This is a genomic window from Frondihabitans peucedani (genome assembly GCF_039537585.1).
In the GTDB taxonomy this organism is placed as follows: Bacteria; Actinomycetota; Actinomycetes; order Actinomycetales; family Microbacteriaceae; genus Frondihabitans; species Frondihabitans peucedani.
This window is the reverse complement of sequence record NZ_BAABAU010000001.1, coordinates 622,785-647,161: the sequence shown is the minus strand read 5'-3', so window position 1 is coordinate 647,161 and position 24,377 is coordinate 622,785. Positions and strand designations below refer to the sequence as shown.

Below are 24,377 nucleotides of genomic sequence, written 5' to 3'. Positions count from 1 at the left end.
GGCGCGCGTGTCGGTCGGCCTGTGCGTCTGGTGCTGGGGGTTCTCCGTCCATAACGACGGAGATCCTGCGCCTTGGGTGCCCCCGTGGTGCATATGGACGGAGAGCCTGCGCCTGGTGTGCCCCGGTGGTGCATATGGACGGAGATTCTCGAGGCGCGCCCCTCCGATCCGCATGAGATCGCGCAGGATCGGCCGATCTCCGTCCATTTGTACGCTCGGGGCGGTGCGAGCGAGGATATCCGTCCATATGTACGGATGCACGTGGTGCGAGCGAGGATCTCCGTCCATATGTACGGGCGGCAGCAGGCAGGCAGGCAGGAACGAGGCACGGGGAGGGAGCCCGGGGGCCTCAGGCGAACAGCTGCTGGTCGATCTGGTCGTCGAAGACACCCAGGAGCAGCCACTCGTGGCTGACCGGGTCGCGGGCCAGGTCGAAGGTGCCGTCGACCCGGTGCGCGCCGTCGGTGAGGGGGAGGGCGTCGACCCGCCAGACCGGCATCTCGAGCAGGTGCTGCCCTTCGCCGCGGGGAGCCCTCGTCGCCGAGCGCCACCAGGCCTGCCTCGTCATCCACAGCTCGGGGGAGCTGACGACGCCGTAGACCACCCGGCGCCAGGTGAAGCGGAGCGGGGCCCCGTCGTCGGTGGTCTCGACCGGTACTGCCTCGTCGATGCGCATCTCGTCTCCCGTTCGAACGTGTGTTCGAATCCTACGAGCCACCCCCGACATTCACCAGCCCACGAGCCACCCCCGACATTCACCAGCCCGGCATCGCCTCCGCCATCGCGTCGGCCGCGGTCCGGGCGATCCCCGCCTGGTCGGCGAAGCCCCGCCATCCTGCGACCGCCTCGCGGACCTCGTCGACCACCGCTCGCGCCCGCGGCACCAGGTGCCGGTCGGCGACGGCCATCACGTCGGCGCGCCCGATGTCGCGGAACCGGCCGTCGACACTCATCAGGTGCTGGTAGGTCCACTGGCCCGCCGGGTTGTACGCGTAGGTGATGTCGTAGGCGGGTGCCAGGGCCCAGGGGGCGGACGGGCCTGCGAGCAGGAACGACTCGTTCTTGGAGTGGTCGTCGCAGTTGGCGGCCAGCACGTTGAACACCATGCGGCGGAACGCCTGCTCGCGGGCGTCGGCGCCGAGGCCCAGGCGGTCGATCGCCTCGAAGTACTGGCTGTAGTCGTGGGTCTGCCGCTGCCGGAAGTCGAGCTGGGTGAGGCCGCACAGGGTGAGCGCGTGCACCTTGCCCTCGGGGCCGCCGCGGTCGTACCGCCTGGTCATGAAGTGGGCGCGGCCGTTCTCCTCGAGGAGCCGGCACTCGGTCATGTCGATCCCCGCCGCCTTCGCCATCAGCGAGTAGGCGTACTCGACCCGGCCGTACCCTCCTCCTGATCCGAGCTCGGCGTCGCGGCCGACCCCGTCGAGTTTCAGGAGCCAGAACTCGAAGCCGTCGGCCGCGGGCAGCTGTCCCGACCGGATCTCGCCGGTGTCGCGGTTCCAGGCGATGACGGCCTTCGCCCGGGCGCCGCCCGCCGAGGTGCCGACCTGGATGAGGCTCTGGATCGCCGCCTCGGTCTCGCGGTCGCCGGCGAAGCGCTCGTCGAGGACGCTGCGCGCCCCCTCGACGAGGTCGCTCATCTCGACCGCGCTCGTCACCCGCTGCCGGGGTCCGCGCGACGGCCGGAACTCGAGCGCCCCCATCGCGCGGTTCGACATGTAGGCGAGCCGGTCGAGCGGCGTGACGTCGCCGCGCCGGATGCCCTGCCTGGCGAGCCAGGCGTCGATGATCGCGTTGCCGAAGTCGTCGGGCAGGGCGTCGGCGAGCATCGCCGGGAGCCGGTGGAAGGTCGCTTCGGGGAGCGACGGGAACACGTGTCGGCGCCTCGACAGCGGCATCTCGAGCGGCGCCAGCTCGATGCCGCGCGCGATCCAGTCGGGGTAGTACTCGAAGACGTAGGCGCCGAGCCGCGGGTCGGGCGCCACGGCTCCGACGCGGAGTCCCCACGCGGTGACCTCGACGGCGGCGACCGGGGTGTAGGCCATCAGTCGTCGCTCCGCGATCTCGACACCCGGCGTCTCGGGACGGCCTCGGCGCCTCGCAGGAGATCGATCGGGCTGACGGTCGGCGTCGGTGCCAGCGTGTCGAGCCAGTCGGTCGCGTCGAGGGCCCGGAGCACGCGGACGATCGTGCGGAGAGACGAGCCCCGGCCGTTCTCGAGGTTCTTGATGGAGGTCACGCTGACGTCGGCGAGCCCGCCGAGCGTCGCCTGATCGTGACCGCGGTCGAGGCGCAGGGCGCGCACCTGCTCGCCCACGCGCTGCTCCCACTCGTCGGTCGTCGCATCGGCAACCCGTGACGACGGTTGCTGTTCGCTAATAGCCATGATTTCAACTATAAACCCCAGAAGCGCGCCTAATAGTCGGAATTACGACTTTTAGCCAGCACCTACTCCGCGACACCCTTCGCGACGAGCTGATCCCAGAGCCCCGACCCGTCGGGCGCGTACAGCCACGGCACCTTCGTCGTCCGCTCGTGCTCCTCGCCCCGCGACCGCCCGCCCGCGAACACCGCCTCGCTCGACGACAGCTGCCGGATCGCCACCGCCTCGACGTTGTCGGGGTGCTTGCGGAGGAAGCCGCCGTAGAGCTCCTCGTCGTGCTGCCCGTCGTCGCCCACCAGCAGCCACTTCATGCCGGGGAACTCCGACGCGATCCTGGCCAGGGACTGCTCCTTGTGCTCCCGCCCGCTCCGGAACCAGCGATCGCGCGTCGGCCCCCAGTCGGTGAGCAGCAGCGGCCCGGGCGGGTAGAAGTTGCGCGTCAAGAACCGCGACAGCGTCGGGGCGACGTTCCACGCACCCGTCGACAGGTAGATCACCGGGCAGCCCACGTGCGTCGCGCGCAGCCGCTCGTACAGGACCGCCATGCCCGGCACCGGCCGCCTCGCGTGCTCGTCGAGCACGAACGTGTTCCACGCCGCCAGGAACGGCCGCGGGAGGGCCGTCACCATGACCGTGTCGTCGATGTCCGAGATGATCCCGAACCGCACCGACGGGTCGATCACGAAGATCCGGGCCTCCGCCTCGAGAGACCCCTCCGTGCGCAGGATCACCGTGTGCCACCCCGGCTCCAGATCGACGTCGAGCCTCGCATCGACCACCCCGCCGCGGTCGGCCGTCGCGTGATGCGTCGTGCCGCCGACCACGACGTCGACCACGACCCGGTCGATGGGCACGCTCGTGAAGCTCCGCCACCCCCGCACGTGCGTGTGCTCGGTCGAGAGGCGCTCGCCGTCTTTGGTCAGGAGGACCCGGCAGAGGACCCGGATGAAGCCGGGCCCGCCGTAGCCCGAGTAGGGGACCACCGTCGGGATCAGGCCGCGACGACGGGCGTTGCGCTCGCGGAAGGCGTGGAGGGCGTCTTCCATGCGGGCGGCTCGGTGGAGCATCGGCTCGACGCCGTTCGCGATGGCGCTGCTCGCCAGAGCGCTGTTGGCCAGGGCGCTGTTCGCGAAGGCGCTGTTGGCCAGAGGCGTCTTGCCGAGCGCGGTGTTCGACAGCAGGTTGCCGCCGGTCGCGGCGGGCGAGCGGGGCTCGGACTCCGGCTGGCCGTCGGGGGTCGTCTCTCGGGTGCCCGGCATTGGCCTAGTCTGGCACGCCGACCTCGACGACCGGACGGTAGACCGCCCGCTCGGCGTGCTGCAGCGACTCGCCCGAGATGCCCTGGAGGAGGTCGTCGTCGCCCTCCGTCTCGGGGTCGAGCCAGTCGTCCATCAGCTCGGCGCCGACGAAGACGGGCATGCGCTCGTGCACCTCGGCGAGCCCGGCGTGGGAGGGCCTGGTCAGGATGCTCGTGGACAGCACCCAGCGCGCCGGATCGTCGGCCGCGGCTCGCGGGTCTCGCCACCACTCGTAGAGCGCGGCGAAGAGCATCAGCTCGTCGTCGGGCAGCTGGACGAGGACGGGGGCCTTCGAGCCGTCGGGCGCGACGGGCCACTCGTAGTACCCGGAAGCCGGCACGACGGCGCGCCGCGAGACGACGGCGTCGCGGAAGGTCGGCTTCTCGGCGGCCGTCTCGATCCGGGCGTTGAACGCCTTCGCCCCGACGCGCGGATCGTCGGCCCACGCCGGGATCAGCCCCCACCGGGCCGACGCCAGGCGACGCACCGGCGGCCCGCCCGCGTCGGCGCCGCGGGGCGCCGCATCGACCAGCAGATTCACCGGCGCAGTCGGAGCGATATTCCAGGAAGGCTCTGGAAGAGTGTCTCCCGTCACATCCACGTCGAAGAGGGCCACCAGGTCGCTCGAGGCGCGCGACATCACGAATCTTCCGCACATGCCCCCAGTCAATCAGGGCCGTCCGACATTCCGTGGTGGCGCATCGCTTGTCTGAAGGAGAACCGTTGCTCGTCACCGAGGTCAATGAGGCACTGCCCGGGGGATCGTCACTGCTGCGGAACGAGCCTGTCCAGGCTCGGAGCTCCGCGCGGCTCACCGGTCTCCTCGACGCTGCCGCGGCGATCATCGACGAGATCGGCTTCGAGCGGCTGACCACCGCGATGGTGGCCGAACGCGCCGGTGCGTCGATCGGCACGGTCTACCGGTACTTCCCCGACCGCATCGCCGTCGTCGAGGCCCTCGCCCTCCGGTGCATCCGGCGTCTCGCCGAGCGTGTCGACGCGGCCGTCGTCGAGGCCGGCATCACCGACTGGCACGACACGGTCGACATAGCGATCGACACGCAGGTCGCCATGTACCGGGCCGAGCCCGGCTTCCGGGCCATCCGGTTCGGCGACGTCGACACGTCCGACCGCTCGACTCCGAGCGACGACGTCGAACCTCGCCGTACGCTCGCCGAGCTCTACACGGCGGTCCTCGTCGAGCGCTTCGGCCTCGAGGCCACCGACGAGCTCGCCTTCGCGATCGACGTCGCGACCGAGGCCGGCAACGCCCTGGTCGCGCGGGCCTTCGCCCGCGACCCCGAGGGCGACCCGCGTTTCATCGAGGAATGCCGCTCCGTGGTGACGGGTTACCTCGACCGGGTCGCTGCCTCCCGAGCCTGATCGGGTCGCCGTCTCTCTCGATTTCGTGACGCTCTGTGGCGTCCTGATGACGCCGGAGAACGAACTGTGGTTCAGTTGACGCCCTGGCAAGTGTCGATTCGTGTTGCCCACGAGGAATGAGCCACCAATGATCGAGTTCAGCTCGGTGACCAAACAGTATCCCGACGGCACGCGGGCCGTCGAGGACTTCAGTCTCGTGATCCCGTCCCGGAAGACCACCGTCTTCGTCGGGTCGAGCGGCTGCGGCAAGACCACGATCCTGCGCATGATCAACCGGATGGTCGACCCGACATCCGGCTCGATCACGATCGACGGCGACGACATCGGCGGCCTCGAGCCGGTCGGCCTCCGCCGCAGCATCGGCTACGTGATGCAGAACTCCGGCCTGCTGCCGCACCGCAAGGTCGTCGACAACATCGCGACCGTCCCGGTCCTCAAGGGCGTCAAGAAGAAGGACGCCCGCGAGCAGGCGCTGACTCTGATGGACACGGTCGGACTCGATCGCGCCTTCGCCGACCGGTACCCGAGCCAGCTCTCGGGGGGCCAGCAGCAGCGCGTCGGGGTCGCGCGCGGTCTCGCCGTCGACCCGAACATCCTGCTCATGGACGAGCCCTTCGGCGCCGTCGATCCGCTCGTGCGCTCCGACCTCCAGGAGGAGCTGATCCGCCTGCAGCGCGACCTCGACAAGACCGTCGTCTTCGTGACGCACGACATCGACGAGGCGTTCTACCTCGGGCACCAGGTCGTCATCCTGAAGAAGGGCGGCCACATCGCGCAGCTCGGCACCCCGTCCGAGATCCTGTCGAACCCGGCCGACGACTTCGTGGCAGACTTCATCGGTGCGAACCGCGGCAAGCGGTCGCTGCACCTCGAGGAGACGCCGACCGGGTCGATCCTGGTCGACGACGACGGTCGGCCCGCTGGCACCCTGAGCAGCGAGAGCCGCGCCGATCGCGCGGACCGCCTGTCCGGCTCCCGGGGCCGCGCGTGAACTGGGTCGTCGAGAACGCCTCGTTCGTCGCCGACTCGGCTCTGGCGCACCTCCAGCTGAGCATCCCGCCGATCATCCTGTCGTTCGTCCTCAGCGTGCCGCTGGGGTGGGTCGCGAACCGCTTCCGTCCGGTCCGCGGCGTCCTGCTGACGATCGCCGGCCTCCTGTACGCGATCCCCTCGCTTCCTCTTCTCATCGTCCTCCCACTCGTCATCGGCACGGGTCTCCGGAGTCCGATCAACGTCGTCATCGGGCTGACCCTCTACGGGATGGCCCTGATGGTCCGCTCGACGGCGGACGCACTCGCGGCCGTCGAGCCCGACGTGACGCAGTCGGCCACGGCCGTGGGCTTCAGCCCCTGGGGCCGCTTCTGGCGAGTGGAGTTCCCCCTTGCCGGGCCCGTGCTGCTGGCCGGGATGCGCGTCGTGGTCGTCAGCACGGTCAGCCTGGTCACCGTCGGCGGCGTCCTCGGCGTCAACGGTCTGGGCCTCCTCTTCACCGACGGGCTCCAGCGCGCCATCATCCCCGAGATCGTCGCGGGGATCGTGCTGGTCGTCGTCATGGCCCTCGTCCTCGACGCTCTGCTCGTCCTTCTCGGCCGAGCGCTCATGCCCTGGAGCCGCGCCACCGCGATCCCGAGCCGCCGAGCCGCACGGAAGGCCCTGGTGACCGCATGAACTTCTTCGCGCAGGCACTCTCGTTCATCCTCACCCCGGCCAACTGGGGCGCGACGGCGGCCAACCCCATCGGCGAGAAGCTCGTGGAGCACCTCTGGTACACGCTCCTGGCGCTCGTGATCGCTGCGGTGATCGCCATCCCGGTCGGTTTCGCCATCGGGCACACGGGTCGCGGCAGGTCGGCGGCGGTGCTCGTCTCCGGTGGCGCGCGAGCACTGCCGACGCTCGGTGTCATCACCCTGCTCGCCGTGCTCCTCGGGATCGGCCTCCGTGCCCCGCTGATCGCCTTCGTCATCCTGGCGATCCCGTCGATCCTGGCGGGTGCGTACGCGGGGCTCGAGTCCGTCGACCGCAAGACGATCGACGCCGCCCGTGCCATGGGCATGACCGAGTGGCAGATCCTCACGCAGGTCGAGGTGCCGCTCGGCCTTCCCCTCATCATCGGCGGTCTACGATCGGCGACCCTCCAGATCGTCGCCACGGCGACGCTGGCGAACTACGTCGGCGCCGGCGGCCTCGGGATCTTCATCTTCCTGGGGCTCGGCACCAACGACATCGTGACGACCCTCGTGGGCGCGATCCTCGTGATCGCCCTCGCCATCGCGCTCGAGATCGTCTACTCGATCATCCAGCGCCTCGTCGTGCCCGCAGGCGTCCGCGCCGGGCAGCGGCCTCAGAACGACCGACCGGGAGCGACCCGCACCCGCTCGGTGGTGGGATCCCCACTCCAGGAAGGAAGCAAGTGATGTTCACAGCGAAGAAAGGCCGGCTCGCCCTCGTAGGCGCAGTCGCGATCGGGGCTATGGTCGCCCTGGCAGGGTGCTCCTCCAGCGACCCGCTCCAGTCGGGCTCCACGAAGAAGGCGGCCGGCGACACGATCGTCATCGGCTCGCAGCAGTACTACTCGAACGAGATCGTCGCGGAGGCCTACGCGCAGGCTCTCGAGAACGCCGGGTTCAAGGTCGACCGCCAGTTCAACATCGGTCAGCGCAGCGTCTACCTCCCCGAGCTCGAGAAGGGGACGATCGACGTGATCCCCGACTACTCGGGAAGCCTCCTGCAGTACTACGACGCCAAGACGACCGCGAAGTCGGAGTCGGACATCGAGTCCGCCCTACCGGACGCCCTGCCGTCGGGTCTCCGGACCCTCAAGGCCGCCGAGGCGACCGACCAGGACACCTACACGGTCACGAAGGAGTTCTCCGACAAGAACAGCGTCACGAGCCTCGCCGACCTCAAGGACTACAAGGGCAGCCTGGTCGTCGGCGCGAACGCCGAGTTCCAGACCCGCCCGTACGGCATCACGGGCCTCAAGAGCGTGTACGGCGCCACCGCGACCCTCAAGACCATCAGCGACTCCGGCGGGGCCAATACCGTCGCCGCGCTGAAGAACGGTCAGGTGCAGCTCGCCGACATCTACTCGGCCAGCCCCGCCATCAAGGCCAACGACTTCGTCAGCCTGAAGGACCCCGAGAACATGATCCTGCCGCAGCAGATCATCCCCGTGGTCGACAAGAAGGTCGACTCGAAGGCCGCCGGCATCATCGAGGACGTCAACGCGAAGCTCACCCAGTCGGAGCTCATCGACCTCAACACCAAGAGCGTCGACGACAAGTCGTCGGCCGCGGTCATCGCCAAGGCGTTCCTGAAGGACGCCGGCCTGGTCAAGTAGCGCCGGGTCAGCAGGATCGCGAGGGCGGTCGCCCGGGCAGAGGCTCCCGGGCGGCCGCCCTCCGCGCTGTCGGGAGCGGCCCGGCCGATCCTGCGCGGGCACTCTCTCGGTGTCGAGCAATCCCTGCCTTCATCAGGGTTTTGGCAGGTCGTGCGGCCTGATTGGCCGTTTGTGCAGTTCTAGTCTGAAGACTGTGAACGAGATCCTGAGCCCTCTGATCCTCTCGCGCTGGCAGTTCGGTCTGACGACCGTCTACCACTTCCTGTTCGTCCCCCTGACCATCGGCATGGGCTTCACGGTCGCCGTGTTCCAGACCGCCTGGTACCGGACCGGCAGGGCCCACTACCTGCAGCTGACGAAGTTCTTCGGCCGGATCTTCCTGATCAACTTCGCGATGGGCGTCGTCACCGGCATCGTGCAGGAGTTCCAGTTCGGCATGAACTGGTCGGAGTACTCCCGCTTCGTCGGAGACGTCTTCGGCGCTCCTCTCGCTCTCGAGGGGCTGCTCGCGTTCTTCCTCGAGGCCACCTTCCTGGGCGTCTGGATCTTCGGCTGGGACAAGGTGCCGAAGCGCCTGCACCTCACGGCGATCTGGGGCGCGACGATCGGGAGCATCGCCTCGGCGTACTTCATCATCTGCGCGAACTCGTTCATGCAGCACCCGGTCGGCTACGCGATCAACCACGCCAAGGGCCGCGCGGAGCTCACCGACATCTGGGCCGTCCTCACCAACAAGGTCGCCCTCGCCGCCTTCCCGCACACGCTCTTCGCCTGCTTCATGGTCTCCGCCGCGGTCATCATCTCGGTCGCCGCCTGGCACCTGCACCGGAACCAGCACCTCGACACCATGCGTCCGGCGCTCCGCTTCGGCCTGTGGATGATGGTCGCCGCGGGAGCCCTGACCATCCTCTCGGGCGACCAGCTCGGCCTCGCGATGGTCGAGACGCAGCCGATGAAGATGGCCTCCGCCGAGGCGCTCTACAACACGTCGACGGGTTTCAACGCGTCGTTCTCGATCTTCACCCTGGGCACGCCCGACGGGGTCCACGAGCTGTTCAGCATCCGCGTCCCGTACCTGCTGTCGTTCCTGTCGACGCACACCTTCGACGGCACGGTCGAGGGGATCAACAACCTCCAGCAGCAGTACGCGGCGGCCTACGGTCCCGGCGACTACTCGCCGATCATCTGGGTGACGTACTGGTCGTTCCGCTGGATGATGGGCCTCGGCATGGTCGCGATCCTGATCGCCGTCGCCGGCCTCTGGATCACCCGCAAGGGCCGCATGCCCGAGAACCGCTGGATCTGGCGGGCGGCGACCTGGAGCTTCCCGCTGCCGCTGGCCGCGATGGTCATCGGCTGGGTCTTCACCGAGATGGGCCGCCAGCCCTGGCTCGTGTTCGGCCTCCTCAAGACCAGCGACGGCGTCTCGCCCGGCACCACCGGCGTCGAGGTGCTCATCTCGCTCGTCGCGTTCACCGCGATCTACGCGACCCTCGCGGTGGTCGAGTTCCGGCTGATCCTGCGGGCCGCGCAGAGCGGTCCGGACGAGCCGACGAAGGTCGACGAGGAGACCGGCGAGCTCCTCCACGAGGCGACGGTCTACTGATGGCCGCCGCACACACGAGAGGCGCAGCGTCATGACCCTGCCCGATGTCTGGTTCCTCCTTATCGGACTCTTCTTCACCGGCTACTTCGTGCTCGACGGGTTCGACTTCGGCGTCGGCATGTCGCTGCCGTTCCTCGCCCGCGACGACACCGACCGGCGCGTCCTCATCAACACCATCGGCCCGGTCTGGGACCTCAACGAGACCTGGGTGATCGTCGCCGGGGCGGCCCTCTTCGCGGCGTTCCCGGAGTGGTACGCGACCGTGTTCAGCGGCTTCTACCTGGTCATGCTGATGATCCTGCTGGCGCTGATCCTCCGCGGCGTCTCGTTCGAGTACCGCCACCAGCGGCCCGAGCACACCTGGAAGCGCGCCTTCGACCGCATGATCTTCATCGGCTCGGTCGTCCCGGCGTTCCTCTGGGGTCTCGTCTTCGCCAACCTCGTCCGCGGCATGGCCCTCGATTCGAACTTCGACTACATCGGCTCGTTCGGCGACCTGTTCAACGCCTACTCGGTCCTCGGCGGACTCACGACGCTGACGCTGTTCTTCACGCACGGGGTGATCTTCGCCTCGCTCAAGACCGACGGCTCCATCCGTGTCCGTGCCCGGCGGCTCGCCGCTCGGAGCGGACTGGTGACCATCGTCGTCGCCGGCTCGTTCCTGATCGCCACCACCCTCGCCCACGGGAACGCGCTCTCGACCGTCCTCTCGGCCTCGGCCGTCGTCACGCTCGTCGTCTCGTACACGGCCAACCTGCGCGGCCGCGAGGGCGTCGCGTTCGCCTCCATGGCGGTGACCATCGCTCTCGCGGTGGCCAGCCTCTTCGGCGCGCTGTTCCCCGACGTCCTGCCCGCGACCAACGACCCGGCGAACACGATGACGGTGCAGAACGCCGCGAGCGGCCACTACACGCTCGCCCTGATGAGCTGGATCTCGCTCGTGTTCGTGCCGCTGATCCTCGGCTACCAGGGCTTCACCTACTGGATCTTCCGCAAGCGCGTGACCCGGTCGGTCGTCACGGCCTCGGCCCACTAGGAGGCGCCCGCCCGTGAAGCCGCTCGATCCCCGCCTCCTCCGCTATGCCTCGGCCGTCCGCGGGTTCCTGGCTCTCGGCGCCCTCCTCGGCCTGGCGCAGACGGCCACGACGGTGGCGTTCGCCTTCTTCGCCTCGCAGGCCGTCGTCTCGGTGGTCGACGGCGCCGATTCGCGTCTGCCGGCGCTCCTGGTCGGGCTGGGCGGCGTGATCGTGGTGCGCTCGCTCCTCGGCTGGGCGCTCGAGGCGGTGGCCGCGCGCACGGCCGTCCGGGTGAAGAGCGAGCTGCGGAGCCGCGTCGTCGAGGCCGTGGTGCGCCGCGGGCACGCGTGGCTCGCGGCCCGCAGCTCGGCGCGGCTCGCGACCCTCGTCGGCCCGGGGCTCGACGCGCTCGATCCGTACTTCGCGAAGTACCTCCCGCAGCTGATCCTGACGGCGCTGGCGACACCGCTGCTGGTCGTCGTCCTGTTCACGCAGGATCCGCTCTCCGGGCTCGTCGTCGTCGTGACGCTCCCGCTCATCCCGCTGTTCATGATCCTGATCGGCTGGACCACCCGCTCGGCGCAGGCGATGCAGTGGGAGCGGCTCGCGCGACTGGCCTCCTCCTTCCTCGACGCGGTGAACGGCCTCTCCACGCTCAAGGTCTTCGGCCGGGAGCGCCGGCAGGTCCGCAGGATCGAGACCCTCACCGACGACTACCGGGTGTCGACGATGAAGGTGCTGCAGGTCTCCTTCCTGTCGGGCTTCGCGCTCGAGATGGCGGCGTCGCTGTCGGTCGCCCTCGTCGCGGTGGCCATCGGTGTGCGGCTCGTCGACGGGTCGCTCGGCCTGCCGGTCGGGCTGTTCCTGCTGCTGCTCACCCCGGAGGCCTACCTGCCGCTCCGCCAGGTCGGCGCCAACTTCCACGCGGCCGCCGACGGGGTCGCCGCCGCCGAGGAGGTGTTCGATGTGCTCGACGCGGGCGACGCGGTCGCCGGTCCTCCCGCGGAGGCCCCGGTCGAGAGCGCCGCGTCCGATGCGCGCGGTGACGACGTCCTCGAGCTGCGCGGCCTGACCGTCTCCTACAACACCCCCGTCTTCGCCCCGGTCGACCTCGACCTCGAGCCGGGCCTCCTCACCGCCGTCACCGGCGCGTCGGGCGTCGGCAAGTCGACGCTGCTCGCCGCGATCCTGGGCGTCGTCCCGTCGTCGGGCACCTGCCGCTGGCGGTCGAGCGGGCTCCCGCCTCGCCGGTCGGAGATCGCCTGGTCGCCCCAGGCGCCCGGACTCCTCTCGGGGTCGGTCGCCTCGAACATCGCGCTCGGCGACGTCCTCGACGAGCGGCTCGTGATCGACGCCCTCTCGCTCGCCGGCGGCCGCGAGATCGACCCGGCGACGGAGCTCGGTGCAGGAGGCTCGGGTCTCTCGGGCGGGCAGGCCCAGCGCGTCGCCCTGGCCCGCGCCCTCTACCGGCTCGAGCGTCGCGGGGCCGGGCTGCTCCTGGTCGACGAGCCCACCTCCGCCCTCGACCTCGAGACCGAGCGCGACCTCGTCGACGGGCTCCGCAGGATCGCCGCGCGCGGCGTCGCGGTCGTCGTGGTCACGCACCGGCCGGGCGTCGTCGAGGCCGCCGACCGGGTGCTGGAGCTCAAGCCCGCACGCCCTACGGCGTCTGTCGTCGAGACCCGGGTGCACGGCGTGACCGCTGCCGGAGCCGCAGGGCGAGGGGCGGACGCGTCGTGAGCGGGTCGATCCTGCGCACGGCTCAGCCGCCCCTCCGCCGCTCCTGGCGCGGACTCGTCACCGGCGCCCTGAGCGCACTCAGCGGCATCGCCCTCCTCGCCACCAGCGCCTACCTCATCACCCGCGCCGCCGAGCAGCCGCCGATCCTCTACCTGTCGATCGCGATCGTCTCGGTGCGCCTGTTCGCCCTCACTCGGGCGTCCTTCCGCTACCTGGAGCGGCTGACGTCGCACGACGCGGCATTCCGGCAGCTCGCGGTCGTCCGCACCGAGCTCTACCGGCGGCTGGTGCGCGTCGCCCCGGCGGGGCTCGCCCGGACCTCGCGCGGAGACCTCCTGACGCGGGTCGTCTCCGACGTCGACGCGCTGCAGGATCTCCCGCTCCGCGTCGTCCAGCCCCTGGTGATCTCCGGGCTCTCGGCGGTCGCCTCCGCGGTGGCCGTCGCCGTCGTCGAGCCCCGCGCCGCCGTGGTCCTGGCGGTCGGGCTCGTCGTGGCCTTCGCCGTGACCGCGGTCGTCGCCGACCGACTGGCGCGGAGCAGCGAGACCTCGCTCGCCGAGCGCCGCGGAGCCCTCGGGGCCGCCGTGCTCGACACCCTGCAGAACCTCGACGTGCTCGTCGCGTTCGACGCTGTCGACGGCCAGCTCGCCGAGCTCCGGCGCCTCGATCGCGACCTCCGGGCCGCGTCGCTCCGGCGGGCCTCGACGTCGGGGCTCGTCGCGGGGCTCGTCTCGCTCCTGTCCGGAGCGACGGTCGTCGCGGTCGTCTGGGCCGTGCACGGCCTCGTGGCAGCACCCTCCGCCGCGGGCGCCGGCACCACCGGTCTGTCGGGCGCGGTCGGAGCAGGCCTCACCGGTCCGGCGTTCGCGCTGGTCGCGCTCGTGCCGCTGGCCGTGTTCGAGGTCGTCGGCTCGGTGCCCGTCGCCGTGCTGGCCTGGCGGCGGGTGCGCGCGAGTGCCGAGCGGGTCGACAGCGCCGCACCTGTCCGGGTGCCGCCCGAGGTCGTCGTCGATGCCGCGTCGCCGGTGCTCGGGACGCCCGTGCTTCTGGGGCCGGATGACCCGGCGCTGCGGCTGACGGGCGTGTCGGCATCGTGGCCGGGGGCGTCGCATCCTGCGCTCTCGGGTCTCGACCTGGAGGTCGGCGCCGGCGAGCGCCTGGTGATCGAGGGGCCGAGCGGGGCCGGCAAGTCGACGCTGGCGTCGGTGCTGGTGCGGTTCCTCGAGTTCTCGGGGGAGTACCGCCTGGGCGGCACGGACGTCCGCTACCTCGACCCCGAGGCGGTGCGGGCGCAGGTGGGGCTCCTCGAGCAGCAGCCGTACCTGTTCGATGAGAACGTGCGGCAGAACCTCCTGTTCGCCCGGGACACCGCGACGGACGCCGACCTCGAGGGCGTCCTGGAGCGGGTCGGACTCGGCTCCTGGCTCCGGGAGCGCGGCGGTCTCGACGCCCGCCTGGGGGAGCGGGGCGCCCTCGTCTCCGGCGGTCAGGCGCAGCGGATCTCGCTCGCCCGGGCGCTGCTCCGGGGGTTCCCGATCCTGGTGCTCGACGAGCCGGCCGCCGGGGTCGACGCCGAGCTGGCCGACGCGCTGCTCGACGACGTGCTCGCGACCGCCCGGGAGGACGGCACGACCGTGCTGCTCATCTCGCACGTGCCGGTGCCGCCGGAGCACGTGACCAGGCGGCTCGTGCTGCGCCGGGGTGCGTTCGAGGCGTAGGGCTCGGTAGCCGGCGCAGCGGGTCGGCGGGTGCTCGCGGACTCCGGCGCAGCCCGGGCCCTCAGCGCAGCGGCCGCCGCAGCGCGTCGAGCCGCGTCCGCCAGAGCCGGAGCCGCCCCGGCTGCTCGGCGAGCGCAGGGCCGTCGCTCCAGCGGGTCGCGATGCGTGCCCCGTGGAGCGAGTTCAGTGCCCACACCTCGAGCCCGTCGAGCCCCTCCGGGTCGGTCTCGTCGCGCAGGATCTCGACCCCCAGCGCCGTGGCGAGCGTCACCAGCGACCGCTCGGTGACTCCGGGAAGGCGGGCGCTCTCGTCGTCCACGACGCACAGCGCGTCGCCCCGCCACCACACGAGCGACGTGTAGTCGCCCTCGACCACCAGGCCGCCGGGCGAGAGGATCACCGCCGCGTCCGCCCCCTGCGCGCGCGCCTCCTGGCGCAGAGCCTCGAGCCGCACGAGGTCGGGCCCCTTCGTCAGCGGCTCACGGCGCGGATCGTGCGACGCGGTGACGAGCGTGAGCGACGTGGTCGTCGTCGGCGCCGGACGCACGGCGAGCTCGAACGCGGGGCGGTCGTCGGCGGACGGCGCCGCCAGCCGGAGCCGCGGGAACCAGCGGCCCTCGAGCGGGAGGTGCGCGACGGAGGCCGCCCAGAAGGCCTCGGCCTCGAAGCGGAGGTGGGCGTCGACCCGCTCGACCGACGCCAGGAAGCGGTCGCGGTGGACATCCTGCGCGAGCACCCGGCCCTCGTCGAGCAGCCACGAGTCCGACACGAGCACGACCTCGTCGGCGGCCGGCGAGTGTGGGGCGAGCGCGTCGTCCGCCCACGTGAGATCCATATCATCAAGGGTATGCGGAAGGTGACCCGGACGACGCTGCCGGGCTGGCGGAGCGCCGAGAGCGTCGTCGCCCGGTTCGCCTCCTCCGGCGACGTGGCGTGGTTCGACGCCGGGGTCGACGCGGATGCTCCGGGCTCGTCGCCGCGCCCCGGGCATCCGAGACGGTCTCTGGTCGGCTGGGGTGACGGTGTGCTGACGGCGTCCGTGACCGACGAGGGCTCCGTCGAGCGGGCCCTGCGGCTCCTCGCCGGCGAGGGCGCCGAGGCTGATGCCGGTGCGGAGCACGCCTCCGCGGTGGACGCGCAGGATCCCGAGCCCCTCGGCTGGTGGGGAGTGCTCGGCTACGGCGCCGGGGCCGAGCTCCTCGCACCGCGCGACGCCTCCCGGGCGCGGGTGCTCACAGATCCTGCGCGGCCCGACCTGATGTTCCTCGACGTCGATCGGGCCCTCGTCTTCGACCACGAAGCGGGCACCGTGGAGCTCGTGACCGCAGGCCACCACGAGGAGTGGGCCCGTTCGGTCGATGGGTGGTGGCGCGAGGCGCCCGTCGTGCCCGCGGCCGGCGCCGACTCGCCGCTCCACCCGCCGCAGCCGGTGCGCGAGGCCGAGTGGCGCGACAGCGAGCGCGAGTACCTCGGTCTCGTCGACCGGTGTCAGCGGGCGATCCGCGACGGCGACGCCTTCGTCCTGTGCCTGACGACGTCCGTGACCGTGCGCAGGATCACGGAGACCGACCTCGACCTCTACGCCCGGCTGCGGCGCACGTCGCCCGCGCCCCGCGCCTGCTTCCTGCGGATCGGGGGGACGGCGATCCTGTGCGCCTCTCCGGAGACGTTCGTGACGGTCGACCCGGCAGGCATCGCGTCGACCTCGCCGATCAAGGGGACCAGGCCGCGCGGCTCCGATCCGGGGTCGGACGCGCTGATCGCGGCGGAGCTCCGCGGCAACGCGAAGGAGCGAGCCGAGAACCTCATGATCGTCGACCTGATGCGGAACGACCTGTCGCGGGTCGCCGTGCCCGGGAGAGTCGAGGTCGCCGACCTCTTCGAGGTGCGGAGCTACGAGCACGTCCACCAGCTCGTGTCGACCGTCACGGCTCGGCTCCGGCCGGGGCTCGGCGCCGTCGACGTCGTGCGCGCCGCGTTCCCGCCCGGATCGATGACGGGGGCTCCGAAGCACAGCGCCGTGTCGCTGCTCGCGTCGTGGGAGACCGGGCCCCGCGGCGTCTACTCGGGAGCGGTCGGCAGGATCGCCAGAGACGGGAGCGCCGACCTCGCCGTGGTCATCCGGACCATCGTGCTCGACACCACGACGGGCACCGCGACGGTCGGCGTGGGCGGCGGGATCACCGCGGCCTCGGTGCCGGCGGAGGAGGTCGCGGAGATCCGGACCAAGGCGGAGGCACTGCTGCGGGTGCTCGGGGCGGCGGGAGCCGATCCTGCGTTCGGATCGCCGCGGGATGTGTCGCTACTCTAGATCCTTGGGTCGCGGCGGGCCTCTTGCGAGCCCGCAGCCCGAAAGCGCCCCTCTCCAGATCTGAATCGAGACCATCCGTGGCACACGAGCACGAGCAGAACCCGACGGCCGAGGCGCCGCAGCACGACGGCGGGTCGTGGCACCGCGACGCCGAGCCGTCGCACCGCGACTACGACTTCGCCGCGATCCAGGCCAAGTGGCAGGCGGTCTGGGAGGAGCGCCAGCCCTTCACGATCGACGACCCGACCGACAAGCGCCCGCGCAAGTACGTCATGGACATGTTCTCGTACCCCTCCGGCGACCTGCACATGGGTCACGCCGAGGCCTTCGCGTTCGGCGACGTCGTGACGCGCTACTGGTGGCAGCAGGGCTTCCAGGTGCTGCACCCCGTCGGCTGGGACAGCTTCGGCCTCCCCGCCGAGAACGCCGCCATCAAGCGGGGCACCGACCCCCGCGAGTGGACCTACGCGAACATCGACCAGCAGCGCGAGTCGATGAAGGCGTACGGCGTCGCCGTCGACTGGACCCGCGAGATCCACACCTCCGACCCCGAGTACTACAAGTGGAACCAGTGGCTGTTCCTCAAGATGTACGAGAAGGGCCTGGCTTACCGCAAAGACAGCTGGGTCAACTGGGACCCGGTCGACCAGACCGTCCTCGCCAACGAGCAGGTCCTGCCCGACGGCACGTCCGACCGCTCGGGCGCTGTCGTGGTGAAGAAGAAGCTCACCCAGTGGTACTTCAAGATCACCGACTACGCCGACCGGCTGCTCGACGACCTCAACCAGCTCGAGGGCCGCTGGCCGTCGAAGGTGCTGGCCATGCAGCGCAACTGGATCGGCCGCTCCACAGGCGCCGACGTGCACTTCGCCGTCGAGGGCCGGAGCGAGCGCATCACCGTGTTCACGACGCGCCCCGACACCCTCTACGGGGTGACCTTCATGGTCGTCGCGCCGGAGTCCGACCTCGCCGCGGAGCTCGTGTCCGGTCAGGACGACGCCGGGATCCGCGCGCGCTTCCAGGACTACCTGACCGAGGTGCAGAAGAGCACCGAGATCGAGCGGATGACCGCCGACCGACCGAAGACCGGCGTGTTCCTCGGCCGCCACGCGATCAACCCGCTGACCGGCGACCGGATCGAGATCTGGGCCGCCGACTACGTCCTCGCCGACTACGGCCACGGGGCCGTCATGGCCGTGCCCGCGCACGACCAGCGCGACCTCGACTTCGCCCTGAAGTTCGACCTGCCCGTCCGCGTCGTCGTCGATGTGAACGCGCCCGTCACCGGCGTGATCCCGACGCTCGAGCTCGACGAGAACGGCGTCGCGATCCTGCCCGACGACCTCGAGCCGGTCGACCCCGTGTCGACCCGCGTCGCGCTCACGGGCGAAGGACGCCTGCTGAACTCGGGCCCCTTCACGGGCCTGTCGAAGTCGAATGGCATCAAGCGCATCATCGAGGCGCTCGAGCAGTCGGGCGACGGCCGTGCCTCGAAGACGTACCGCCTCCGCGACTGGCTGATCTCGAGGCAGCGCTTCTGGGGCACGCCGATCCCGATCATCCACGGGGCCGACGGCGAGGAGATCCCGGTGCCGTTCGACCAGCTCCCCGTCGAGCTGCCGTCGACCGAGGGGCTCGACCTCAAGCCGAAGGGGCAGTCGCCGCTCGGCGCAGCCACCGACTGGGTCACCGTCGAAGACCCGCGAGACGGCTCGCCCGCGCGCCGCGACCCCGACACCATGGACACCTTCGTCGACTCGTCGTGGTACTACCTGCGCTACCTCAACCCGACCGACCCCGACAAGGCGTTCGACCCGAAGGAGGCCGACAAGTGGGCCCCCGTCGACCAGTACGTCGGAGGCGTCGAGCACGCGATCCTGCACCTCCTCTACGCGCGCTTCATCACGAAGGTGCTGTTCGACCTCGGCTACGTCTCGTTCACCGAGCCGTTCAGCGCGCTGCTGAACCAGGGCATGGTGCTCTCGGGAGGCTCGAAGATGTCGAAGAGCAAGGGCGGCGTCAACCTCGGCGACGAGCTCGCCGAGCACGGTGTCGACGCGATCCGGCTCACGATGGCGTTCGCAGGGCCTCCGGAGGACGACATCAACTGGGAGGACGTCTCGCCCGCGGGTGCTGCGAAGTTCCTCGCGCGCGCCTTCCGTCTCGCCACCGACGTCACCTCGACGCCCGACGTCGTCTGGGCCGACGGCGACCAGGGCCTCCGTCGCGCGACGCACCGGTTCCTCTCCGAGGCGCCCGGACTGACGGAGGCGTTCAAGTTCAACGTCGTCGTCGCGCGGCTGATGGAGCTCGTCAACACGATCCGCAAGGTGATCGACTCCGGTGCCGGCCCGGCCGACCCCGCGGTCCGCGAGGCCACCGAGACCGTCGCCCTGGCCCTGTCGCTCTTCTCGCCCTACACGGCGTCCGAGATGTGGGAGCGCCTCGGCTACGACTCCGACGTGGCGACGTTCGGCTGGCGGAAGGCCGACCCGACGCTGCTGGTCGAGACCAGCGTCACCGCAGTCATCCAGGTCAACGGCAAGGTGCGCGACCGCATCGAGGTGTCGCCGAAGGTGACCTCCGACGAGCTCGAGGCGCTCGCTCGCGCCTCGGCCGCGGTCCAGCGCGCCGTCGGCGACAAGGAGGTCGTGAACGTCATCGTCCGCGCGCCGCGCCTGGTGAACATCGCGGTGAAGTAGCCCTCCTCCCCACCCGTCCGGAGGCCGTCCTGTCTGCACAGGGCGGCCTCCGGCGTCTGCTTCGCGGCGGCCCGCTCCCTACGGTCGTCGCATGCCTCTCGCCGATCCGCCCCTCACCGCCCCGACCTCCCTCGACCCCGCGCCCGTGCCCGCGCCCGCGCCCGCGGCAGGATCATCCCGCGAAGCCGACTTCCGCGAGCCCGGATCAGCGCCGAGGTGGCGCGTCGGCGTCGGCGCGGTCGTGGTGGTCGTCCTGGTGCTGATCGCCCTCGGGGTGGTGCTGTCGGCCGTCGCGTCGGCAGACGAGTCCGTGGGGGCCGTGGCCGCCGTCCCGTCTGCCGGCGGCGCGTCGGCGTCGGCCTCGGAGTCGCAGCGCGTCGTCGTCTCCGGAGCGTCGGGGGAGACGGCCACCCCCTCGTCCGGAGGGGTCTTCGTGCACGTCCTCGGGCGCGTGTCTCATCCCGGGCTGTACGAGGTCGACCCCGGCGCCCGGGCCGTCGACGTCGTCGCGGCTGCCGGCGGGTTCGCCGCCGAGGCCGACCAGGGGGCGTTGAACCTCGCTCGCCCGGTCGCCGACGGAGAGCAGATCGTGGTCCCGCGGCAGGGAGAGACCGCTGCTCCGTCACCGGCGTCGTCGAGCGCAGGATCCCCGGGAGCCCCTTCGGCGGCAGCAGCCCCGGTCGACCTCAACACCGCGGACGACACGGCCCTCCAGACCCTCACCGGGGTCGGGCCCGCGACCGCGAAGGCCATCCTCGCCTGGCGCGACGAGCACGGGCGCTTCGAGGCGGTCGACGATCTGCTCGACGTCCCCGGCATCGGGCCGAAGAAGCTCGACAGCCTGCGCGACTCCCTCCGCGTCGGCTGACGGTCGTGATCGACGTCCGGCTGGCCGTGCCGGCCGCCACGGCCTGGGTCGGGCTGGTGGTGCTGCTGCCGGAGCCGCACCTGCTGCCGGGCGCTGCCGCGATCACTGCGACCGCGGCCGTGGTGACGCTGGCGGCCGCTCTCCTGGTGGGGCGGGGCGCAGGGCGGGAGCGGCCCTCGACGGCTGACCGGAGTCTCGGCTCCTGGTTGCCGAGCGCCTCGCGAGCCGCCCTGCCCGTCCTCGCGCTGACGCTCGTCGTCCTGGGCGCGGCGCTCTCGAGCGCAGCCGTCCACGCGCCGGGGCGCCGACCGCCGGTCGCCGTCGAGGCTGCGGAGCGGGGAGGCACCGTCGTCCTCGCCGGGCGCGTGACGCGCGTCGATCCGCGCTCGGGGAACCTGGTCGTGGCCGCGGCCTCGCTGTCCGCTGATCCCGCGGGCGGCTCCGGCTCCGCTTCAGGTGCTGGCTCCGGCTCGGGCGCCTCGCCGGCTCGCGTGCGCTTCGCCGTCTTCGTGCCGCGGGCGACCTTCCGAGGGGCAGCACCCCGTGTGGGAGACACGGTCTCGCTGCCCGGCAGGATCACGGACGCCGAGCCGGGCGAGGCCGAGAGCTTCCTCCTGCACGCCTCGGCACCCGCCGAGGTCGATCGGGCGAGGCCGGGCCTCCGCTCTCGCGCCGCCGACCTCCGAGACGGATTCGCGGAGCTGACCACCCGGCTGCCGGGGGACGGCGGCGCGCTCCTGCCCGGCATGGCGATCGGCGACACCGGCCGCATCGACGAGTCCCTCGACCTCGATCTCACCTCGACCGGGCTCAGCCACCTCACCGCCGTCTCCGGGGCCAACTGCGCCGTCCTGGTCGGCCTCGTCGTGCTCGTCGGCGGTGCTCTCGGACTCCGCCGGTGGCTCACCCTCCTCCTGGCGGGCCTCGTCCTCGCGGCGTTCGTCGTGCTCGTGACGCCCGAGCCGAGCGTCGAGCGGGCGGCGCTCATGGCGGGGATCGCTCTGCTCCTCCGCGCCGTCGGGCGTCCGACCCGCGGGCTCCCGCTCCTGGCCGGGGCCGTCGTGCTCCTGCTGGTGACCGACCCGTGGCTCGCCCGCGGCTATGCGTTCTCGCTCTCCGTGCTGGCGACGGCGGGGCTCGTCGTCCTGACGGCGCCCCTGACAGCCCTGCTGGCCAGAGCCCTGCCCGACTGGCTGGCCCTGAGCCTGGCCGTGCCGCTGGCGGCCCAGGCAGCGTGCCAGCCGCTGCTGCTCTCGCTGGATCCTGCGATCCCCGTCTTCAGCGTCGTCGCCAACCTGCTCGCCGAGCCGGCGGCACCCGTGGCCACGGTGCTGGGCCTCGTCGCCTGCGTCGTGGCCCCGGTCTGGCCCGCCGGAGCCCTCGGCGTCGCCACGGTCGCCTGGGCACCGGCGGCCTGGGTGGCGGCCGTCGCGCGCTTCTTCGCGTCGGTTCCTTCCGGGAGCCTCGCCTGGGGCTCCGGCGCCCTCGCCATCGCCGCGGCCGCGGCGATCGTCGTGCTCGTCGCGGCGGTCGCGCTCACCACCCCCTACCGCCGGAGCCGGCGCGTGGCCGTGGCCCTCCTCCTGCTCGTGGTGCTCCCGCTGGCCACCGTGACCACGGGTCGCGAGATCGGCCGTCGAGCCTCCCTGCCGGCCGACTGGGAGTTCGCGCAGTGCGACATCGGGCAGGGCGACGCCGTTCTCGTGCGCTCGTCCGGGGTCACGGCCCTCATCGACACCGGAGACGACGAGCAGCTCCTCGCCGACTGCCTGCGCCTCTTCGGAGTCGACCGGCTCGACCTCCTCGTCCTGACCCACTACGACCGCGACCACGTCGGGGCCGCGCCGACCCTCGTGGGCAGGGCCGACTCGCTGCTCGTCGGTCCGCCCGACGGCACGGCCGACGAGCACCTCGTCGGCCGCTTCCGGAGTGCAGGATCGCGCGTGCTCCAGGCCGCTCCCGGCCTGTCCCTGCGCCTCGGCCGTCTCACGGCGACCGTGCTGTGGCCGCCCGCACACACGACCCCCGGTAACACCGCGAGCGTGGTCCTCGACATCCGCGGTGACGCCTCGTGCGGGGGAGCGTGCCTGTCGGGGCTGTTCCTCGGCGACCTGGGCGAGCAGGAGCAGCAGCGCCTCGTCGGGAGGGGAGCAGTGGCGCCCGTCGACGTCGTCAAGGTGTCGCACCACGGATCGCGCGACCAGAGCCCCGCGCTCTACGCCGCGGCGCGCGCGAGGCTCGGCCTCATCGGGGTCGGGGTCCACAACACCTACGGGCATCCGACGAAGCAGACGCTGGCGATGCTCCGTCGCTCCGGCACGGCCGTGATCCGCTCCGACCTCGACGGCACGGCAGCCGTCGCGGCGGGGCCCGGGGGAGTCCCGACGGTGTGGAAGCAGGGCGCCCGGCTGTCGGCGGCTGCACCTAGGCTTGGGGGCGGCCACGACACCGCGGGCGCCCGCCCAGCGGAGGCGGATCCAGGCGACCGCTCCGTGCTCGTCGTGGCCGGAGGAGGAACGTGGCTGCGCGGACGACGGGCAAGGCGACCAAGAGCGCGGCGAAGATCGACCAGGTCTCGTGGAGCCGCATCCGGCCGGCCCGGGTCGTGCTCGTCTCCGGCCCCGAGCAGTTCCTCGCCGATCGTGCCGTCCGGCAGCTCCGCGACCAGCTCGCAGCCGAAGACCCGAGCCTCGAGGTGAACGACCTCGAGGCCGACCACTACGGGCCGGGCGAGCTCATCACGCTGGCGAGCCCGAGCCTCTTCGCGGAGCCGCGCCTCATCCGCGTGTCGGCCGTGGAGAAGTGCACCGACGCGTTCCTCACCGAGACCCTCGAGTACCTCCAGGCGCCGGCCGACGACACCTACCTGGTGCTGCGCCACGGCGGGGGAGTGCGTGGCAAGAAACTGCTCGACGCCCTCCGCGGCGGCCTCGGCGACGGCATCGAGGTCGTCTGCGCCGAGCTCAAGAAAGACACCGAGAAGCTCGACTTCGCCGCCGCCGAGTTCGCCGCCGAGGGCCGCCGCGTCACGGCCGGCGCACTCCGGGCTCTCGTCCAGGCATTCCAGGACGACCTGTCCGAGCTGGCCTCGGCCTGTCAGCAGCTCCTGTCCGACGCCAGTGCCGAGATCACCGAGGAGACCGTCGAGAAGTACTACTCCGGCCGGGTCGAGACCAATGCGTTCAAGGTCGCCGACGCGGCGATCGCGGGCCGGCAGGGCGAGGCGCTGATCCTGCTGCGCCACGCGCTGTCCTCCGGTGCCGACCCCGTGCCGATCGTCGCGGCGTTCGCGATGAAGCTGCGGGTGATGGCGAAGATCAGCGGAGCCCGGGGCGGCTCCGGTCAGCTCGCCTCGCAGTTCGGCCTCGCCCCGTGGCAGGTCGACCGGGCACGCCGCGACCTCGGGGGCTGGAACGACGAGGGCCTCGGCAACGCGATCGACCTGCTCGCGACGACCGACGCCGCCGTCAAGGGCGCCGAGCGCGACCCCGTGTACGCGCTCGAGCGCATGGTCACCGTGGTCAGCCGCCGGGGCGCGCTGCGCTGACGGCGGTCGTCTCGAGCGACTCCCGATATCGCGACAAGAAACCACGCATCCTCGTGGTTTCTTGTCGCGATCGCGGGTCGTGTGCCAGAGTCCGCACACGCAGAAGGCCCCGCTCCCGAGAACGGGAGCGGGGCCTTCTGGAGGTGCCGGGTGAAGCGTGCCGACTAGAGCGCGCTGACCTGCTTCGCGATGGCCGACTTGCGGTTCGCGGCCTGGTTCTGGTGGATGACACCCTTGCTGACGGCCTTGTCGAGCTTCTTCGAAGCGACGACGAGAGCGGCGGCCGCGGCGGCCTTGTCACCGGAGGCGATCGCGGTGTGAGTCGAGCGGATGGCGGTCTTGAGACCGCTCTTGACCGACTTGTTGCGCTCCTGAGCCTTCTTGTTGGTGCCGATGCGCTTGATCTGCGACTTGATGTTCGCCACGTGTGTGACCCTTCTCTGTCTGGACGAGGACCTGGTGGATTCC

At 71.4% G+C, this 24,377-nt stretch carries 21 protein-coding genes; 14 read left to right on the top strand and 7 right to left on the bottom strand.

What is annotated here, in order from left to right:
• Positions 1-349: 349 nt before the first annotated feature.
• The 5 genes from ABD733_RS03045 to ABD733_RS03025 form a co-directional block, all read right to left on the bottom strand.
• Entirely contained in the window at positions 350-676 is a 327-nt protein-coding gene (locus ABD733_RS03045; RefSeq protein ID WP_344793554.1) for a DUF6504 family protein, read from the bottom strand.
• A 79-nt stretch (positions 677-755) separates the two neighbouring features.
• A complete protein-coding gene (locus ABD733_RS03040) occupies positions 756-2,042 on the bottom strand; it encodes a type II toxin-antitoxin system HipA family toxin (RefSeq protein ID WP_344793553.1) in 1,287 nt (428 codons plus the stop codon).
• Entirely contained in the window at positions 2,042-2,383 is a 342-nt protein-coding gene (locus ABD733_RS03035; RefSeq protein ID WP_344793552.1) for a helix-turn-helix domain-containing protein, read from the bottom strand. Before ABD733_RS03035 ends, ABD733_RS03040 begins: the two co-directional genes overlap by 1 nt.
• 62 nt (positions 2,384-2,445) lie before the next feature.
• A complete protein-coding gene (locus ABD733_RS03030; protein ID WP_344795979.1) occupies positions 2,446-3,447 on the bottom strand; it encodes an App1 family protein phosphatidate phosphatase in 1,002 nt (333 codons plus the stop codon).
• A gap of 196 nt (positions 3,448-3,643) precedes the next feature.
• Complete coding sequence (locus tag ABD733_RS03025; RefSeq protein ID WP_344793551.1) at positions 3,644-4,336, bottom strand: SOS response-associated peptidase; 693 nt, start codon at positions 4,334-4,336, stop codon at positions 3,644-3,646.
• A 65-nt stretch (positions 4,337-4,401) separates the two neighbouring features.
• Here ABD733_RS03025 and ABD733_RS03020 point away from each other — a divergent pair, with 65 nt between their 5' ends.
• The 9 genes from ABD733_RS03020 (at position 4,402) to cydC (ending at position 14,481) form a co-directional block, all read left to right on the top strand.
• Positions 4,402-5,061: a TetR/AcrR family transcriptional regulator gene (locus ABD733_RS03020; RefSeq protein ID WP_344793550.1), complete on the top strand. Its 660-nt coding sequence runs from the start codon at positions 4,402-4,404 to the stop codon at positions 5,059-5,061.
• A 127-nt stretch (positions 5,062-5,188) separates the two neighbouring features.
• Positions 5,189-6,052: an ABC transporter ATP-binding protein gene (locus tag ABD733_RS03015; RefSeq protein ID WP_344793549.1), complete on the top strand. Its 864-nt coding sequence runs from the start codon at positions 5,189-5,191 to the stop codon at positions 6,050-6,052.
• Entirely contained in the window at positions 6,049-6,729 is a 681-nt protein-coding gene (locus ABD733_RS03010; protein WP_344793548.1) for an ABC transporter permease, read from the top strand. The genes ABD733_RS03015 and ABD733_RS03010 overlap by 4 nt, the downstream gene beginning before the upstream one ends.
• Positions 6,726-7,475 carry an ABC transporter permease gene (locus tag ABD733_RS03005; protein ID WP_344793547.1) on the top strand — a complete coding sequence of 250 codons (750 nt, stop codon included), beginning with the start codon at positions 6,726-6,728 and terminating at the stop codon, positions 7,473-7,475. The genes ABD733_RS03010 and ABD733_RS03005 overlap by 4 nt, the downstream gene beginning before the upstream one ends.
• The gene (locus tag ABD733_RS03000) at positions 7,475-8,401 is read left to right on the top strand and encodes an ABC transporter substrate-binding protein (protein WP_344793546.1); all 927 of its coding nucleotides are present in this window, start codon (positions 7,475-7,477) and stop codon (positions 8,399-8,401) included. The genes ABD733_RS03005 and ABD733_RS03000 overlap by 1 nt, the downstream gene beginning before the upstream one ends.
• Before the next feature lie 193 nt (positions 8,402-8,594).
• Positions 8,595-10,007, top strand: a complete 1,413-nt coding sequence (locus tag ABD733_RS02995; RefSeq protein WP_344793545.1) for a cytochrome ubiquinol oxidase subunit I — start codon at positions 8,595-8,597, stop codon at positions 10,005-10,007.
• A gap of 31 nt (positions 10,008-10,038) precedes the next feature.
• On the top strand, positions 10,039-11,043 hold the full coding sequence (gene cydB, locus ABD733_RS02990) for a cytochrome d ubiquinol oxidase subunit II (RefSeq protein ID WP_344793544.1): 1,005 nt from the start codon (positions 10,039-10,041) through the stop codon (positions 11,041-11,043).
• Between the two features lie 13 nt (positions 11,044-11,056).
• Complete coding sequence (gene cydD, locus ABD733_RS02985) at positions 11,057-12,763, top strand: thiol reductant ABC exporter subunit CydD (RefSeq protein WP_344793543.1); 1,707 nt, start codon at positions 11,057-11,059, stop codon at positions 12,761-12,763.
• Positions 12,760-14,481 carry a thiol reductant ABC exporter subunit CydC gene (cydC, locus tag ABD733_RS02980; RefSeq protein WP_344793542.1) on the top strand — a complete coding sequence of 574 codons (1,722 nt, stop codon included), beginning with the start codon at positions 12,760-12,762 and terminating at the stop codon, positions 14,479-14,481. The genes cydD and cydC overlap by 4 nt, the downstream gene beginning before the upstream one ends.
• Before the next feature lie 61 nt (positions 14,482-14,542).
• Here cydC and ABD733_RS02975 read toward each other — a convergent pair whose 3' ends face one another.
• A complete protein-coding gene (locus tag ABD733_RS02975; RefSeq protein ID WP_344793541.1) occupies positions 14,543-15,316 on the bottom strand; it encodes an aminotransferase class IV in 774 nt (257 codons plus the stop codon).
• Between the two features lie 12 nt (positions 15,317-15,328).
• On the opposite strand from ABD733_RS02975, the gene ABD733_RS02970 reads away from it, so the two are divergent.
• The 5 genes from ABD733_RS02970 to holA all read left to right on the top strand — a co-directional run bounded on the left by ABD733_RS02970 (position 15,329) and on the right by holA (position 23,909).
• Positions 15,329-16,792, top strand: coding sequence for an anthranilate synthase component I family protein (locus tag ABD733_RS02970; RefSeq protein WP_344793540.1), 1,464 nt, complete (start codon positions 15,329-15,331; stop codon positions 16,790-16,792).
• A 77-nt stretch (positions 16,793-16,869) separates the two neighbouring features.
• Positions 16,870-19,494: a leucine--tRNA ligase gene (gene leuS, locus ABD733_RS02965; protein ID WP_344793539.1), complete on the top strand. Its 2,625-nt coding sequence runs from the start codon at positions 16,870-16,872 to the stop codon at positions 19,492-19,494.
• A 91-nt stretch (positions 19,495-19,585) separates the two neighbouring features.
• Positions 19,586-20,362, top strand: coding sequence for a ComEA family DNA-binding protein (locus tag ABD733_RS02960; protein WP_344793538.1), 777 nt, complete (start codon positions 19,586-19,588; stop codon positions 20,360-20,362).
• A 5-nt stretch (positions 20,363-20,367) separates the two neighbouring features.
• Entirely contained in the window at positions 20,368-23,061 is a 2,694-nt protein-coding gene (locus tag ABD733_RS17565) for a ComEC/Rec2 family competence protein (RefSeq protein WP_425552851.1), read from the top strand.
• On the top strand, positions 22,950-23,909 hold the full coding sequence (holA, locus tag ABD733_RS02950; protein WP_425552888.1) for a DNA polymerase III subunit delta: 960 nt from the start codon (positions 22,950-22,952) through the stop codon (positions 23,907-23,909). Before ABD733_RS17565 ends, holA begins: the two co-directional genes overlap by 112 nt.
• Positions 23,910-24,073: 164 nt before the next feature.
• Here the strand turns inward: holA and rpsT are convergent, their stop codons facing one another.
• Complete coding sequence (gene rpsT / locus ABD733_RS02945; protein ID WP_344793536.1) at positions 24,074-24,334, bottom strand: 30S ribosomal protein S20; 261 nt, start codon at positions 24,332-24,334, stop codon at positions 24,074-24,076.
• Positions 24,335-24,377: the final 43 nt, after the last annotated feature.